This window comes from Mesorhizobium sp. WSM4313, assembly GCF_002294725.1.
Classification (GTDB): domain Bacteria; phylum Pseudomonadota; class Alphaproteobacteria; order Rhizobiales; family Rhizobiaceae; genus Mesorhizobium.
On the sequence record NZ_NSFT01000001.1, the window covers coordinates 622,344 to 638,717 of the forward strand.

General features: G+C 63.9%; 15 protein-coding genes. 10 read left to right on the forward strand and 5 right to left on the reverse strand.

Features of this window, described 5'->3' with window-relative positions; all coding sequences use genetic code 11:
* Positions 1-88 precede the first annotated feature (88 nt).
* The 3 genes from CK219_RS03105 (at position 89) to CK219_RS03115 (ending at position 2,982) form a co-directional block, all read left to right on the forward strand.
* Positions 89-1,072, forward strand: a complete 984-nt coding sequence (locus tag CK219_RS03105) for an AraC family transcriptional regulator (protein ID WP_095765259.1) — start codon at positions 89-91, stop codon at positions 1,070-1,072.
* Positions 1,073-1,132: 60 nt separating this feature from the next.
* A complete protein-coding gene (locus tag CK219_RS03110; protein WP_095765260.1) occupies positions 1,133-2,341 on the forward strand; it encodes an MFS transporter in 1,209 nt (402 codons plus the stop codon).
* Positions 2,342-2,715: 374 nt separating this feature from the next.
* On the forward strand, positions 2,716-2,982 hold the full coding sequence (locus CK219_RS03115) for a hypothetical protein (protein WP_095765604.1): 267 nt from the start codon (positions 2,716-2,718) through the stop codon (positions 2,980-2,982).
* A 78-nt stretch (positions 2,983-3,060) separates the two neighbouring features.
* Here CK219_RS03115 and CK219_RS03120 read toward each other — a convergent pair whose 3' ends face one another.
* Positions 3,061-3,957, reverse strand: a complete 897-nt coding sequence (locus tag CK219_RS03120; protein WP_095765261.1) for a LysR substrate-binding domain-containing protein — start codon at positions 3,955-3,957, stop codon at positions 3,061-3,063.
* A gap of 259 nt (positions 3,958-4,216) precedes the next feature.
* Here CK219_RS03120 and CK219_RS03125 point away from each other — a divergent pair, with 259 nt between their 5' ends.
* Genes CK219_RS03125 through CK219_RS03155 form a run of 7 tightly spaced genes read left to right on the forward strand, consistent with a single transcriptional unit; the run spans position 4,217 to position 12,334 of the window.
* The gene (locus CK219_RS03125; RefSeq protein ID WP_095765262.1) at positions 4,217-5,731 is read left to right on the forward strand and encodes a leucyl aminopeptidase; all 1,515 of its coding nucleotides are present in this window, start codon (positions 4,217-4,219) and stop codon (positions 5,729-5,731) included.
* A gap of 38 nt (positions 5,732-5,769) precedes the next feature.
* Positions 5,770-6,687 (forward strand): proline iminopeptidase-family hydrolase, encoded by a 918-nt coding sequence (locus tag CK219_RS03130; protein WP_095765263.1) that lies wholly within the window; start codon positions 5,770-5,772, stop codon positions 6,685-6,687.
* Positions 6,688-6,691: 4 nt separating this feature from the next.
* Complete coding sequence (locus CK219_RS03135) at positions 6,692-8,353, forward strand: ABC transporter substrate-binding protein (RefSeq protein ID WP_095765264.1); 1,662 nt, start codon at positions 6,692-6,694, stop codon at positions 8,351-8,353.
* A 39-nt stretch (positions 8,354-8,392) separates the two neighbouring features.
* Positions 8,393-9,409 carry an ABC transporter permease gene (locus CK219_RS03140; protein WP_095765265.1) on the forward strand — a complete coding sequence of 339 codons (1,017 nt, stop codon included), beginning with the start codon at positions 8,393-8,395 and terminating at the stop codon, positions 9,407-9,409.
* Positions 9,409-10,380 carry an ABC transporter permease gene (locus CK219_RS03145; RefSeq protein WP_095765266.1) on the forward strand — a complete coding sequence of 324 codons (972 nt, stop codon included), beginning with the start codon at positions 9,409-9,411 and terminating at the stop codon, positions 10,378-10,380. Before CK219_RS03140 ends, CK219_RS03145 begins: the two co-directional genes overlap by 1 nt.
* Entirely contained in the window at positions 10,377-11,336 is a 960-nt protein-coding gene (locus CK219_RS03150) for an ABC transporter ATP-binding protein (protein WP_095765267.1), read from the forward strand. Before CK219_RS03145 ends, CK219_RS03150 begins: the two co-directional genes overlap by 4 nt.
* An 8-nt stretch (positions 11,337-11,344) precedes the next feature.
* A complete protein-coding gene (locus tag CK219_RS03155; protein ID WP_095765605.1) occupies positions 11,345-12,334 on the forward strand; it encodes a dipeptide ABC transporter ATP-binding protein in 990 nt (329 codons plus the stop codon).
* A gap of 48 nt (positions 12,335-12,382) precedes the next feature.
* Here CK219_RS03155 and CK219_RS03160 read toward each other — a convergent pair whose 3' ends face one another.
* The 4 genes from CK219_RS03160 to CK219_RS03175 all read right to left on the reverse strand — a co-directional run bounded on the left by CK219_RS03160 (position 12,383) and on the right by CK219_RS03175 (position 16,155).
* Positions 12,383-12,937 carry a hypothetical protein gene (locus tag CK219_RS03160; protein ID WP_176476910.1) on the reverse strand — a complete coding sequence of 185 codons (555 nt, stop codon included), beginning with the start codon at positions 12,935-12,937 and terminating at the stop codon, positions 12,383-12,385.
* 99 nt (positions 12,938-13,036) lie between these two features.
* Positions 13,037-14,119 (reverse strand): TIGR01620 family protein, encoded by a 1,083-nt coding sequence (locus tag CK219_RS03165; RefSeq protein WP_095765269.1) that lies wholly within the window; start codon positions 14,117-14,119, stop codon positions 13,037-13,039.
* Positions 14,116-15,588 (reverse strand): YcjX family protein, encoded by a 1,473-nt coding sequence (locus CK219_RS03170; RefSeq protein WP_095765606.1) that lies wholly within the window; start codon positions 15,586-15,588, stop codon positions 14,116-14,118. The genes CK219_RS03165 and CK219_RS03170 overlap by 4 nt, the downstream gene beginning before the upstream one ends.
* A 63-nt stretch (positions 15,589-15,651) precedes the next feature.
* Positions 15,652-16,155, reverse strand: a complete 504-nt coding sequence (locus CK219_RS03175; RefSeq protein ID WP_095765607.1) for a histidine phosphatase family protein — start codon at positions 16,153-16,155, stop codon at positions 15,652-15,654.
* Positions 16,156-16,374: the final 219 nt, after the last annotated feature.

Here is a 16,374-nt window from a genome sequence, read left to right on the forward strand (position 1 = left end):
CAAGGGCGGGCGGACTGACTTGAAGGGTAGGGTGCCGTTGAAGCGGCCTCCGCTTGCCTGCCGGACGTTCGGCATATACAGTAGCCGAATGCCTGACTATTCGTCCCGCCCGCCTCTGCATATTCCGATGGATGCGCTCAGCGAAGTCCTACAGGACTTTCGCTTGAGTGGGGTCAACTATGGCCGCTGCGAGCTCCGGCATCCATGGAGCATCGCCTTTCCGCAACAGAAGCTGCTTCGCTTTCACTTTGTCGGCCAGGGTCCATGCTGGATTTATACCGAAGCGGAAGGCTGGCAGGAGTTGCGCGATGGCGATCTGGTGCTGTTGCCGCAAGGCATCGCCCATCGGCTGGCTAGTGCGCCGGACGTTGTCGACGACTCGCTCGAGAGTTGCCAGGTTACCAAGTTGGGGAGCAATGTCTGTGAGGTGGTGCGGGAAGGGACGGGCGCGACAAGCACCCTTTTCTGCGGCTCCATGGCCCTGGGCGTCTGTGCGCTCAATCCACTGATCACGTTGATGCCATCTATTATCAAGGGGTGCGATGTGGCCGGCAACGATCCGGTCGTCCGTCCTTTGCTGGCGGCTATGACGGCGGAGGCCGCGCAACCGCAGATGGGCAGCGCCACGATTCTGTCCCGTATGGCGGACTTGCTGACCGCCCGGCTTATCCGCTGCTGGGTCAATTGCACTGGAGCTTCGACCACGGGCTGGCTTGCAGCCATCCGCGACCCCCATATCGGCCGCGCTCTGGCAGCCATGCATCGAGACCCCGGCCATAACTGGACCCTGGAAAGCCTTGCCGCCCTGGCAGGCCAATCGCGCTCGATTTTCGCCGAGCGCTTCAGCGCTGTGTTAGGGGAGGGCGCTGCCCACTATCTCGCCCGTCTGCGGATGCAGCTTGCCCGCGAGTTGCTCGGGCAAAACGGCCTGTCGGTTGCCGAGGTCGCTACCCGTTTGGGCTATGATAGCGAAGCATCCTTCGCGCGCGCGTTCAAACGCATCACCAATGTCTCGCCAGGCGTTGTGCGCCGCACAATTCCCGGACGAACGGACATGAATTTCGGATTATAAGGTACATATCATCCGAGAAGACTCGTCTATTGAAGACCTCCAGACTTTGGAGATCTTTCAGTGACAGACACAACATTACAGCTTGAAGACGCGGCGATAGACCTCGATGACGCCGCGCCAGCCCCGTGGAACGCAGCCACCTGGTTTGCGGTCATTTCATTGGCGGCCACCAGCTTTGCCCTGGTATCAGCCGAATTCCTGCCGGCAGGCCTGCTGACGCCGATGGCGCGGGACCTCGGCATCAGCGAAGGAACCGCCGGACAGGTCGTCACCGCCACGGCTTCGGTCGGCGCCGTGACGGCCATGTTGAGCAATGTTCTCATCGGACGATTGAACCGCAAGACGGTGTTGGTTGGCCTCAGCGCCTTGGCGGTCGGTTCCAACCTCCTTGCCGCGCTAGCGCCCAATTTCTGGCTGTTGCTCCTGGGCAGGGCCGGGCTCGGAATCGCTCTCAGCGCATTCTGGGCACTCTCGGTTGCCGTCGTGGCCAGGCTGGTCGGCGCCAATGCGACAGGTCGGGGCATGGGCATCGTCACCCTCGGCGTCTCGCTCGCCACCATCGCCGCCCCGTCAATGGGGGCGTTGATCAGCGACTGGCTGGGATGGCGCAGCGCCATGGCCTTGACGGCGGGGTTGGCAGTGATTGCCATGCTGCTGCAATTGCTGAGCCTACCGACCTTGCCTGCGACGGCCAGCAATAGTCTGGCTGACGTATTTCGGCTGACACAGCGGCGCGGCATCCAACTCGGTATGCTTGCCATTCTTTTGCTGATGACGGGGCATTTTGCCGGCTCTGTTTATGTGCGCCCCTTCCTCGAACACGTGACGCTCCTCGCCACCGGGCCAATTGCCCTGGCCCTGCTCGGATTTGGCATCGCGGCTGTGATCGGCAACGTCGCCGGCGGCCGTATGGCCGACGCCAATATCCGCATGGCGCTCGCGGGCAACGCCGCATTGATGGCGTTTGCGGCGCTGGCATTGGTGCTTTGGGGCGTGCACATTGGCGTCGCGTTCACATTCGTCACGCTTTGGGGCTTGGCCTTCGGCATGGCGCCGGTCGTGCTGCCGACCAATCTGTCCCGCGCGGCACCTGATGCGCTGGAAGCTGCGGGTAGCCTGATGGTCGTCTCCTTCCAGGTTGCCATCACCATCGGCGCGGTTGTCGGCGGCTATGTCGTGGATACCCATGGCGCCACGGGACCTTTGACCCTTACCGCCGTCCTTGCCGCATTGACCGTCGTGCTGGCGCTGCTACAGCCTCGCGGGTGAACTTTGCTCCGCCTGACATGGAGCGTCTCATCGTTTCACGAAAACGGTGAGACGCACTATCTCTTTGTTTTCGGGGCTGAAAACCGTTTCGCACATTTCCTGGGATTGCTCTAAAGCCGTCGCGTCTGAATGGCCTCGTACGACGCGCTTTAGCTTGTTGCTTTATGCCTGTCGTCGACTCAAAACCGCTGCGCGCTTTGGGCGACATGCATCGGGCGGCCCCAACACGGACGCCGCGACGTTGCAACCTGATTACACAAGTTTATGCGGCCCGGTCGTTGCTTCACGCCACAATCGGAGGTTATGGCACGTTCGGCTTCGGCCAGTGGAGGCAGCGGCGATGGGCGGCTGCCTTTTTTGAGGAGATGATTGACATGAAGAAGTTTTTGCTCGTTGCCGTGGGTGTTGCGGCGTTGGCCGGTTCGGCTTGCTCCAAGGGGCCGGAATGCACGCAGGAAATCGCCGCCAAGAAGGCGCAGGACATGGCTGCCGCGCTCCAGGAAGCCGTCACCAAGGATCCGAGCAAGGCGGCCGATCTGACCGCCAAGGTGCAGGCTGTGACGACGAAATATCAGGGCGCCACGACGCTCGACGAAGCCTGCAAGGCCTATGACGAGCTGACCGCCACCATCAAGGGTTGAGCCCAGCCGTCGACAATGCGAAGGCGGTGGCCGGTCGGTCGCCGCCTTTTTCTTGCGCGGCGCTTCGGAGGAGACGCGCTATGCGATACCCATCGTGCGCTTATGGTCGGCGATCTCGGCGAGCAGCCAATCCTGGAACAGGCCGGTGCCTGGCTTGTTTCCGATGCTGCGGCGCTGGTGCAGGTAGATTCCGGCGGGATAGGTGTGGCGGGCGCTGAACGGGGCGACAAGCTTGCCTTGCTGCAAAAGGTCTTGGGCCATCATGGTGTCGGCCAAAGCGATCCCCGCGCCGTTTATCACCTCGCGCATGATCAAGGTGCAGTCATCGAGCGTCGTGCTGGATTTCGGCGTGGCGTCCAGAACGCCTTCCTGTTCCAGCCAGCGCCGCCAGCGCATGCTCTCGCATTCGTGGATGAGGTGATGATTGACCAGATCGGCGGGCGTTCTGAGCGGCACCGGTCCCTCAAGCAGCGACGGCGCGCAGACCGGCGTCAGAACGAGCGGGATCAGCAGCGTCAGGGCCGGGCCGGCCTTGTAGACGAACTCGTCGACAATGGCCAAATCGAAGTTGGCGCGCTTGCCCGACGTCGAGATCTCCAGGTTCACGGACGGATGCAGCTTGCGGAAATTCGGCAGCCGGTCCGCCAGCCAAAGGTTCAAAACCGCCGGCACGCAGAGAACCCTGACCCGCTGGGTCCTGCCGTGACCATGGACGAAGCTGACATCATCGGTGGCGCGCCAGATAGCCTCGAATGCTTCGGAGAGGCCGCGCGCATAATATGAGCCCCTGATGGTCGGTGTGATCTGGCGAAAGCCGCGTTCGAACAGCTCCTGGCCAAGGTTCTTCTCGAGCGCGCGGATGTGGCGGCTGACGGCCGAGGGCGTCAAATGCAACTCTTCCGCTGCATCCTTGATGCTGCCGAGACGCGCGGCGGCCTCGAAAGCGCGCATGCCATTGAGTGAGGGCAGGGCCATTGGCCGATCATGAAATGTCAGTTGAGTTTTTGTCAATCGACTTGGGCAAAATTGGCGTTTGATCGCTTGGCCGGTTCGGGGATACCCAAAAGACAAGAGCGACCAAGTCGCCATCCGAAAACGATTGTTTGGGCACTCCGATGCCATTCCACCAGCGGCGGAAACCGGTATGACCGGCTTCCGCCGGGGACCGGCGAAGCTTTGCGTATGACGCCAGCTGAGCCTCGGCGGGGCGCCAAGAATGGGAGAATGAGCTTCTATGCCTCAGTCGCCGGCGCCGGTCTTTGAAGCGGCGGAGGAGATTTCCGCGGAAACCTCGGTCGTCGTGATCCTGCAAACCGCTCAAAACGGTTTTGGGCTCCGGGCAGCGGCGCTCGATGCTGAAATGGACGGGATCTTGTCCCGAGCGTGTTCCGAGCCGGCCGCGCTTGAGAAGTCCGGCGCCTGTGTCGATGTTATCGCCCCCAAGGCGATGTCGGCCCGGCGCGTGGTGGTGCTGGCTTTGGGCAAGGCCGAGGCCGTAACCCCGCTTTCGCTGGCGCGCGCCGGCGGTCTGCTTGCAGCGCATCTGGAAGGCAAGAGCGAATGCGCAGCCACCCTCATGCTGGACCCGCTCGCCGGCGTCGACCTGCCCGCAGCGGAAGTCCTGGCGCGGGTCGCGCTCGGCATGCGGCTGCGGCGCTATCGTTTCGACCTGCGCAACCGGCGTCCGGGAGCAGGCGCCGACCGCACTTTGCGGGTGCAATTGATCGGCGCGGCCGGCCCGGAGCTGAAGGCGGCGCTGGCACGGGTCAATGCCATCGCGGACGGCGTCGAATATGCGCGCACGCTGGTCAACCTGCCGCCGAACCATCTCCATCCCGACAATTTCCACGATCACCTGGAGCCGCTGCGCGAGGCCGGCATCGATATCGAGATCCTCGATGTGGCACGGCTGAAGGAACTCGGCATGAATGCGATCCTGGCCGTCGGCTCCGGCTCGGCGCGACCGCCGCGCGTCGCGGTTCTGCGCTATCGCGGCAAGGGCGCTCCCGCGCAGCCGCTGGCTTTCGTCGGCAAGGGCGTCTGCTTCGATTCCGGCGGCCTGTGCATAAAACGCGGCGAGCAGATGTTCGACATGAAGGCCGACATGGGCGGCGCGGCCGCCGTTGTCGGGCTGCTGATCGCGCTCGCCCGGCAAGGCAGCCCGGTGCATGCCGTCGGCGTGCTCGGCATTGCCGAGAACATGCCGTCCGGCACCGCGCTCAAGCCGCGCGACATCATCACGACGGCGTCGGGCCAGACCGTGGAAGTGTTCGACACGGATGCGGAAGGCCGGCTGATCCTGGCCGACTGCCTCTATTATGCCGCTTCGCGCTTCAATCCCTCGGTGATCGTCGATCTGGCGACGCTGACCTATTCGGTGATGCGGGGCCTCGGCTCGGTCTTCGCCGGACTTTTCAGCACCGACGACACCATCGCCTCGCGCATGATCGCGGCGGGGGAAAAGGTCGGCGAGCGGTTCTGGCAACTGCCGCTCGACCGGGCCTATGACGAGGGGCTGCAATCGCCCTTCGCCGACATCCGTCACCACGCCAAGGACATGGAAGACGGCGACGCGCCCTATGCCGCGGCCTTCCTGCGCAATTTCACCGAGGACCGCCCCTGGGTGCATCTCGACATAGCCGGCAAGGAAATGGCCGACAAGGACCGGCCGCTGGGCCGGCAGGGCGCCACGGCCTTCGGCGTGCAGATGCTGGAAGAATGGGTGCAGTCCGGCCGGACGGCGAACTAGGCGGCAACGAGATGTCTTCAACCACGCGGGGAGCCGGGATGCCGTCCGAGATCGTCAGCAAAGAAGGGCGGGCCGGGTTCGGCGCCTATGAAACCTGGTACCGGGTCAGCGGCGCGCTCGATGCCGGCAAGGCCCCAGTCGTGATCCTGCATGGCGGGCCGGGTGCTGCCCATAATTACGTCGATGCCTATAAGCTTCTTGCCCGAGGCGGCCGCGCCGTCATCCACTACGACCAGTTGGGCTGCGGCAATTCCACCTTGCTGCCGGAAAAAGGTGCCGATTTCTGGACGCCCCAACTCTTCATCGACGAACTGGAAAATCTCGTAGACCATCTCGGCATCCGCGGCGGCTTCCATGTGCTGGGGCAAAGTTGGGGCGGCATGCTGGGCGCCGAATACGGCGTGACCAGGCCGAAGGGCCTCAAGTCGCTGACCATCGCCAACTCGCCGGCGTCCATGAAGCTTTGGGTCGAGGAGGCCAACCGGCTGCGCGCCGACCTGCCCAGGGACGTGCAGGAGACGCTGACGAAGCACGAGCAGGCCGGCACGACGGACGATCCGGCCTACCAGGAAGCGACGATGCGGTTCTACGAACGGCATGTCTGCCGGGTCGTGCCGTTCCCGCCCGAGGTGACGGAAACCTTCGCCCAGATCGTGCGCAATCCGACCGTCTACAATGTGATGAACGGCCCGAACGAATTCCACGTTATCGGCACGCTGAAGAGCTGGAGCGTCATCGACCGCCTGCCGGCCATCGAGGTTCCGACACTCCTCATCTCCGGCCGGCACGACGAAGCCACACCCGCGACCGTGCAGCCCTTCAAAGACGGCATCAAGGGATCGCGCTGGCAGATATTCGAGCATTCCAGCCACATGCCGCATGTCGAGGAGCAGGAACTCTGCATGCGTGTGGTGGGAGACTTCCTGGACGACAACGACAACAGAAAAGGGGAATGACGACATGAAGAAACTGCTTTTGGCGGCGTCGGCCGCCGCATTGCTGGCCGGCTCGTGGCTCGCTCCGGCACAGGCCGAATATCTCAAGGAGCACCGGGGCGGCACCATTCGCCTGCTAGCCCGATCGGCGGCAGGAACGCTCGATCCGCACATCAACTACACGGACCAGGGCTGGCAGATGTACCAGCCGATCTATGACGGCCTTGTCGCCTTCCGCAAAGCCGAGGGCGTCGAGGGTTTCTCCATCGTTCCCGATCTGGCCGAGGCACTGCCCACGGTCAGCGATGACGGCAAGACCTTCACCTTCAAGCTGCGCAAGGGCATCAAGTTCTCCAACGGCCAGGACCTCGGCGTGAAGGACGTCGTCGCCTCCTTCCAGCGCATCTTCAAGATTTCCGGGCCGACGTCAGGCACCTTCTATGCCGGCATTGTCGGCGCCGACAAATGCCTGGCCGACACCAAGAGCTGCACGCTGGAAGGCGGCGTTGTCGCCGACGAGGCGGCCGGCACGATCACCCTCAATCTCACCAAGCCGGACGCCGAGATCCTCTACAAGCTCGCCTTGCCGCATGCTGTGATCCTGCCCGCGGACACGCCGGCGGAGGATATGGGCTCCAAGCCGATCCCCAGCACCGGCCCCTACATGATCTCGGCTTTCGATCCCAACAAAGGCATGACGGTTTCCCGCAACCCCAATTTCAAGCAGTGGAGCGAGGAAGCTCAGCCGGACGGCTATCCGGATGTCGTGCAGTATGATTTCGGCCTTTCGGAAGAGGCCGCCGTCACGGCGATCCAGAACGGCGAAGCGGACTGGATGTTCGACGCCCTGCCCAGCGACCGCCTCGGCGAACTCGGCAGCAAGTCCATGGACCAGCTGCATATCTCGCCGCTTTCGGCCTGGTGGTACGCGCCGCTGAACACCCGCATGGCCCCATTCGACAATGAAAAGGCGCGCCAGGCCGTCGCCTATGCGGTCGACCGCAACACGCTGGTCAAGCTGTTCGGCGGCAAGGTGCTGGCTTCGCCGGTCTGCCAGGTCCTGCCGCCGGACTTCCCCGGGCATGAGGACTATTGCCCCTTCACCAAGAACCCGGGCGCCAAATGGTCGGCTCCGGATGTCGACAAGGCCAAGCAGCTCGTCGAGGAATCGGGCACCAAGGGCCAGAAGGTGACCATCATCGTCGAGGACACCGCCATTTCGCGTTCCATCGGCGTCTATCTGCAGAGCGTGCTGACCAACATTGGCTACGTCGCCGACGTCAAGCCGATCTCGTCCAATCTGCAGTTCACCTATATCCAGAACACCAACAACAAAGTGCAGATGTCCGTCACCCAATGGTACAAGGACTATCCGGCGGCGTCGGACTTCCTGAACATCCTGTTCAGCTGCGCTTCCTATCGCGAAGGTTCGGACGCCTCGATCAACATTTCCGGCTTCTGCGACAAGGATATCGACGCCCAGATGCAGAAGGCGCTGGACCTCGGCGTGACCGATCAGAAGGCGGCCGACAAATTGTGGGCGGCAATCGACAAGCAGGTCACCGACAAGGCACCGGCGGTCGGGCTGTTCACGCCGAAGCGGCTTGATTTCGTCAGCAAGCGCATCGGCAATTTCAAGTTCAACCCGCAGTTCAACTGGATTATCACCCAGTCCTGGGTGCAGTAAGGGGCCTGGGTGCAGTAACGAACCGCGGAATCACATACCGTGTCCAGCCAAGTCGCCGCCATGCCGCGCAAGACGCGAGGGCCCTGGGCCGTCGCGTTTGCGAAGCTGGCAACGGACAGGGCCGCCATGGCGTCCCTGGCTGTGTTCCTCATCATCGTTCTCGCCTGTTTCAGCGCGCCGCTTTATGCAAAATGGGCGGGCACGGACCCGTTCGCCTCGACGCTCGACGCCGTCATCCAGATCGACGGCGCCGACGTTCCGGTGATGGAACAGTCGACCGAGGGACTGGGGCTTGGCTACACGCCGATCGGTCCGACCTGGCGGCTCGGCAATTATTTCCTAGGCGCCGACAGCCAGGGGCGCGACGTCATGGCAAGGTTGCTCTATGGCGGCCTGAACTCGCTGCTGATCTCCGGTGCAGCCACCATCTTCACGCTGATCGTCGGCACGATGGCAGGACTGATCGCGGGCTATTTCGGCGGCATCACCGACACGGTGCTGTCGCGCTTGCTCGACGTGCTCTGGGCGTTTCCGATCTATCTGCTGGCGATCTCGCTTTCCATCGTCACCATCGCGCAAGGCATCGCGATCGGACCGATCGAGATCCAATCTGGCAGTCTATGGCTGCCCATCATCATCATAGGCATCGTCTATATACCCTATGTGGCGCGGCCGATACGCGGCCAGGTCCTGGCGCTGCGCCACAGCGAGTTCGTGTTCGCCGCGATCAATCTGGGCGTGCCGGGCTGGCGCATCCTGTGGCGCGACATCCTGCCCAACATCACCACCACCCTCATCGTGTTCGTGCCGCTGATGATGGCGCTGAACATGCTGACGGAATCGGCGCTGTCGTTCCTGTCGATCGGCGTGCAGCCGCCGGCCGCGAGCTGGGGCACCATCATCCAGGACGGGCAGGCGCTGCTCTACACAAGGCCACTGGTGGCGCTGGTGCCCGGTCTGGCGATCGCCGTTTCCGTCATGGCGCTCAACGTCTTCGGCGACGGCCTGCGCGATGCGCTCGACCCGCGCTCCAAGGTCCGGCTGGGGCGCGACTGATGTTTTATGCGATCCTGCGCCGTTTCGGTCAGATGCTGTTCGTGATGTTCGGCATCTCGGTCATCGTCTTCCTGATCTTCTTCGCCACGCCCGGCGCCGATCCCGCCGCGCGCATCGCCGGCCGCAACGCTTCGCCGGAAGTGCTGGCCGCGGTTCGCCACAGCTTCGGCTTCGACCAGCCGCTCTACGTGCAATACACGCGCATGATGGAGAAGATCTTCGTCACCGGCGACCTGACCTCCTTCGTCAACCGCGGCTGGAAGGTCGTGCCTGCCGTCATGGATTCCATCCCCGTCACGCTTTCGCTGGTGTTCGGCGCCGCGGTCCTGTGGGTGGTCGTCTCCATCATCATCGGCATCGTCGCCGCGGCCACCCGAGACAGCTGGCTGGACAAGCTCCTGATGGCTTTGGGCCTGCTCGGCATTTCCATGCCGGTCTACTGGCTGGGCGAGGTGATGAACCTGATGACCCAGAGCCGTTATCACGACAGCTGGGCGTTCTCCTGGGTGCCGCCGCTCGGCTACAAGAACTTTTCCGACGATCCCAAGGGCTGGTTCCTGACGCTGGTCATCCCATGGATCACGCTGGCCATCCTCTATATCGGCATTTACGGGCGCGTGCTGCGCGCGGCCATCATCGAATCCATGCAGGAAGATTATATCCGCACCGCCCGGGCCAAGGGCCTGTCGGAGACCCGCATCCTGTTTCGCCATGCGCTGCGCACCTCGCTCATCGCCTTCGTCACCCTGTTCGGCCTCGACTTCGGCGCGCTGGTGGGCGGCTCGGCCTTGCTGACCGAGGTCGTGTTCGGCCTGCATGGCATCGGTAAGCTCACCTATGACGCGCTGCAGAATCTCGATCTGCCGATGATCATGGCGACGGTCATGTATGCGTCCATGTTCGTGGTGATCGCCAACGCGGTCGTCGATTTCGTCTACATCCTTCTCGATCCGCGCCTGAGGGCATCATGATATTGTCGGTGCGCGATCTCAAAGTGTCCTTCCGCACCCATGACGGGCCGGTACGGGCCATCGACGGCGTTTCCTTCGATCTCGAGGAAAGCGAGATCCTCGGCGTCGTCGGCGAATCCGGCTCCGGCAAGACGGTGTCGCTGCTTGCCGTGATGGGGCTTATCACCGACCCGAACGCCACCATCGAAGGCTCGATCCGTTACAAAGGCCGCGAATTGGTGGGCCTGCCGCCGCGCGAGCTTCGTCGTTTGCGCGGCAACGAGATCGCCATGATCTTCCAGGACCCGATGACGGCGCTGACGCCGGTCTACACGATCGGCTGGCAGATCGCCGAGCAGATCCGGGCGCATCGTGGCGTCAGCAAGCCGAAGGCGATGGAGCGCGTCGAGCAGCTGTTGGCTGAGGTGAATTTCCCCAATCCGCACGAGGCGATGTCGCGCTATCCGCACCAGCTTTCCGGCGGCATGCGGCAGCGCGCGGTGATCGCGATGGCCTTGTCCTGCGATCCGGCACTGCTGGTCGCGGACGAGCCGACCACCGCGCTCGACGTCACCGTGCAGGCCGGCATTCTCGACCTCGTGCGCAAATTGCGGGCGAAGCACAAGTCGGCGGTTGTCTTCATAACGCACGACATGGGCGTGGTCTCCGAGCTCGCCGACCGGGTGATGGTCATGTATGCCGGCCGCGTGGTGGAGCGCGGCACCCGCACTGAGCTGTTTTCCGATCCGCGACACCCTTATACGCGCGCGCTGCTTGGCTCGATCCCGCCGCTGACCGGCGAGAAACCGCGCCGCCTGCCGGCGATCCCCGGCTCGCCGCCTTCCTTGCTGCGGCTGCCGGAAGGCTGCGCCTTCGGACCGCGCTGTCCGGTCCGCTACGAGCCCTGCGAGGCCCGCAAGCCGGGTCTCGGCGCGAGCGCGCATGCAGCCGCCTGCTTTCGGGTGGCACAGGCATGAGCGAGTTGATGACAGACACAGACCGACCGATCCTCGAGACGCGTTCGCTGGCAAAACGCTTTTCGATCGGCAGCCGCTTTTCCGCCGAGGGCAGGCGGACCGTCCACGCGGTGGACAACGTCTCGCTGAGCGTGCGGCGCGGCGAGACTGTCGGCCTTGTCGGCGAATCCGGATGCGGCAAGTCCACGCTGGCGCGCTGCCTGGTTCGGCTCTACGACATCACCGACGGCAAACTTCTGTTCGAAGGCGACGACATCACCTCGAAATCGCTATCCGAGCTCAGGCCGCTGCGGCGGCGTTTGCAAATGGTCTTCCAGGATCCCTCGGCCTCGCTCAATCCGCGCCGGCGCGTCGGCGACCTCGTCGCCGAGCCGCTGCGCATCCACGGCAAGGTTTCGGCGCGTGAGATCACCGCGCGCGTGGCGGAGCTGTTCGAGCTGGTCGGGCTGTTGCCGGACCATATGATGCGCTATCCGCACGAATTCTCCGGCGGCCAGCGCCAGCGCGTCGGCATCGCGCGGGCGATCGCGCTGAACCCCGACCTTGTCGTGCTGGACGAGCCGGTCTCCGCGCTCGACGTGTCGGTGCAGGCCCAGATCGTCAACCTGCTCGCCGATCTGCAGGAGAAGCTGAAGCTCACCTATATCTTCATCGCCCACGATCTCTCTGTGGTGCGCCAGGTCTCGACGCGCATCGCGGTCATGTATCTCGGCTCTATCGTCGAGGAGTGCCCGGCGGAAGAGGTCTTTGCGACACCCGCCCATCCCTACAGCCAGGCACTGATCTCGGCGGTTCCCATCGTCGAGACGACGCCTGCGGGCGCGCGCAAGCGCATCATCCTCACCGGCGACGTGCCGAGCCCGCTGAAGCCTCCGTCCGGATGCCGCTTCCATCCGCGATGCCCGATCGCGGCGGACCGGTGCCGTTCTGAGCGGCCGGAACTGAAAGAATATCGTCCGGGTCGCAAAGTGGCCTGCCACTTCCCCACTTTGACCTGAACCGTCTTGTAGCGGGTGGCGGACGCGGACTGCCGGAACCGCGCCGGATCAGTTCTTGGCGATGGCGCCGACTTCGACCGAATCGACCCGCTTCAGACTCATGCCGATCACCGGCACCAGTTGATTGTCGACGCGCACGGCCACCGTCACGGTCATCGAATTGCCGTCGGGGACACGCGCCTGCATGACGCCGTTCAACTGCTTGCGGTTGATGGTGAAAACGACCTTCTGGGCGTCGACGACATTGCCGCCGACAATGTCCATGCCGCTTTCGGTCGAGCCGCCCATGAAGGTGCCCCGATAGCCATCGCGGCCCTTGCGCTCGACGCTGGCGGACATCTTTTGCGTGAACACGCCGACCCTGCAGCCGCCGTCAAGCGTCATGCCGAGCTTGCTGGCGGGCGTCGAGCCATTGAAATCGCAAGTGAATTTGGTGCCTTTGTACTTGCCGGCGATGATCTCGCCGGGGCCGACCCATCTGCCTTCGACGGAGCGGAAAAACTGCTTGTCCGGCTCTGCGCCAAGGGCCTTTTCGACGAGGCCGAGCGGCGCGACGATCGCAATGGCGGCAGGCAGGACGCAGGACAGGATCACGCTTCTCATCGACGACACCCGGCACGAAAGAGTCTATTCTTGGGACCGGACCGACCATGCAGAAGATTGGTTAATGCTTCGTCACCCGCGATGGGTCGCGCGTTTACCTTATCGGTCGTCCTGGCCGTTCTTTCGTGCCGCGAACGACGTCAGCGCCGAGAGGAAATCGCCGAGGCCCGGGCGCTTCACGGCGATGAACGGCAAGGGGCGTGCCGTTTCCATCGCCGCGATGCCGATGCGCGCCGTCATCATGCCGTTGACGACGCCTTCGCCGAGTTTTGCCGAGAGTTTTGCGGCAAGCCCATGGCCGACGATCTGCTGCACGAAACTGTCGCCAACCGCGATCGAGCCGGTCACCGCCAGATGCGCGAGCACGCCGCGCGCCAGCCGGAAGAAGCCGAGCGTGCCTGGGCGGCCGCCATAGAGCTCGGACAGGCGCCGGATCAGCCGCCCGGCCTCGAACACGACATAGGCGATGTCGACCAGCGCGCGAGGGCTGACCGCCGTTATCAGCGACACGCGCTTCGCGGCCTCCAAAATCAGGATCTTGGCGCTCGCATCGAGAGGCGACAGGATTTCGGTCTCGGCCAGCCGCACCAGATTGGCGCCGTCGATGATCTCGCCGCGCAATTCGGCCAGCGAACGGCGGCCGGCGGCGGTCTCGGGTTTTGCGGCGACGAAAGCCGAGAGCTCGTCGACCAAGGCGCGCGCCGCCTTCGGGTCGTCGCGCGCCACGGCATCCAGGGCCCGTTTCTGCATCTTTTCGACTTCGGCAAGGCGGGCGATGGCGAGGAATTCGCGGATCAGAATGACGAGCAGCGAGAGCAGCGCGATCGCCGCCATGCCGGCCGCCAGCCAGCCGAGCCATTCGGCGCGCGCGAACAGGTCACGAATCAGCTGGTCGGCCCACAGGCCGACCGCCAGCGAGACGAGCACGCCGAGAGCGCCGAAGAACAGCCGGGAAAGCAGCGAACGCTTTCTCGGCGCCGTCGCCGGCGGCGGAACCGCAGCCTCGATATCCGGCTCATCGAAGACGTCGACTTCCGAGGGGATCACGACTGCTATATCGGCTCTCGCGGCACGTGGCCTGCGCGCCGGCGGCTCCTCGGCGGCGCTATTTCGCTGTGGTTGCGGCGGCGCCTCGGTCTCAGGCTCGATACGGAAGGCCGCCGGTTTGCGGGGCGCGGTCATGCCAGATGATCTCCGATCAGGAACTGCAGCGCTCGGTCGAGCCGGATATGCGGCAAGGACAGCGTGACGCCTTCGGCGGTGCGTTCAAGCTGCGGCGGGCGGAAACGCACGAAGCGGATCGCCGGTTCGGCGTTGTCCGCCGGCGATCCGGAAACGTCGAACACCGCGTCGACCTTTTCCGGCAAATCGCCCGGGAATATGGCGGTTTCGGCCTTTCCGTCGAATGTCTCGCCGTTGATCCTCTCGCTTTTCAGCGGCGTGCCGATGATGACGGGGAGCGTCTCTCGCCCCTGCTTCACCGTGCCTTCGCGGGTCGAGCGAACGGCGGCCATGGCGACGACATCGACGGCGGCGCCGCTGAAATTCGCCCGCGCGACGGCCCGGTCGGTCAGCCGGCGCACGATCGCCTGCAGCCGGTCATGGCTTTCGTGGTGCAAATGGTCCGCCTTGGTCGCGGCCACCAGGATGCGGTCGATGCGGCGCGAGAAGAAGTCGGTCAGGAAATTGCCCCGTCCGGGCCGGAAGCAGGACAGGATCTCGGTTACCGCGCGCTCCAGATCGGCCATCGCGGCCGGGCCGGCATTGAGCGCCTGCATGGCGTCGATCAGCACGATCTGCCGGTCGAGGCGGGCGATGTGCTCGCGAAAGAACGGTTTGACGACATGCGTCTTATAGGCCTCGTAGCGGCGCTCCATCATCGCCCGCAGGGATCCGGAGCGCGGCCGGCCTTGCGACAGTGTCATCAGCGGCGCGAAGGTGAGCGCCGGCGAGCCTTCGAGATCGCCCGGCATCAGGAAACGGCCTGGCGGCAGCGTCGACAGCGCGCGGTCGTCGAGCTTGCACGCCTTGAGATAGGCGGCAAAGCTTTCGGCCAATCGCCGGGCGGTCATCTCGTCGGCGTCGGCATCGGGATCGATGGTGGAGGCCAACTCACGCCAGGCCTGCGACAGGTCGCAGCGGACGGGCAGGACGGCCAACTCGAGCGCCTCGCGCGAAAAATCGGCGAAGGATTTGCCGAGCAGCGGCAGGTCGAGCAGCCATTCGCCGGGATAGTCGACGATGTCGACAGATAGTTTTCCGGCTGAAAACAACCGGTTCCAGCCGGAAGCCGACTCATATTCGATGGTGAGCCGGAGCTCGGAGATCGCGCGGGTCGAGTCGGGCCAGACCCGCTCGTTCACCAAAGCCGCGACATGGTCTTCATATTGGAACCGCGGAACGGCATCGTCCGGCTGCTCTTCAAGGAAGGCGCGGGCGATGCGGCCGGATTTCTGCGCCTCGAACAGCGGCAGGCGACCGCCATGGATGAGATTGTGGACGAGGGCGGAGATGAACACCGTCTTGCCGGCGCGCGACAGGCCGGTGACGCCAAGGCGCATTGACGGAGAGAAGAGCCCGGCGGCGCGGCCCGACAACGTGTCGAGCGCAATCCTCGCCTCGTCGGTAAAACTGGTCAGCGATGATGCCAAATCAGGCCTCTGGTTGCGCGTCAGCGCCCGATATAGGCCCTGCACCGCGCGTTTGAAATGGCCTCAGAGGTCGGCCGGCGTGAGAAAAGCTTCGAGATAGCCGTTGCCCTGGGCCGCTTCGGCAAGGTTGCCGGGAAAGCGCACCACGGCAAGGCCGGAGGTCGGAAAACCGTGATTCATCATGCCGCGCGCCGTCTGCTCGCCATTTCCGGACACCGCCATGGCCAGATCTTCGGTCATGGGGTTGTGGCCGATCACCAGAAGCTGGCCAGCGTCCCGATTTTTGCGGATGATCTCCAGATAGCCGGCCGCATCCTCGCTATAGAGCGTGTCGAAGAACAGCACCCGGCCGGTGTCGGTGCGCCCCGCCAGGCCTTCCAGCGTCTGCCTGGCCCGCTTGGCGCTGGAGCAAAGAGTGACGTCCGGCACATAGTTGCGGGCCCGCATGGCCTCTCCGATCGCTTCGGCATCGGCCATGCCCGATTCGTCGAGCGGGCGGTCGAAATCACGCATGCCGGGCAGCGCCCAGCCGGCTTTGGCATGCCGCAACAGATAAAGTCTGCTCAACCGGACCACCATGGTGCTGCCTTCGTGACAAAGCGCGATTAGTCACCAGAACGATGTCATGCACAATGGTCGGCCCGCAACTGCAACGAATCAGGTGCGAATTCGTTTTCTGCCGTTGAACAACATTGTCGCCGGAGTTGCCGATGCAAGACTAACAATTGCGTGAAACTGTTGCCGATAGCGCTTGTGCAGGCTCTTTTCCCCGAATATATAGGCGCC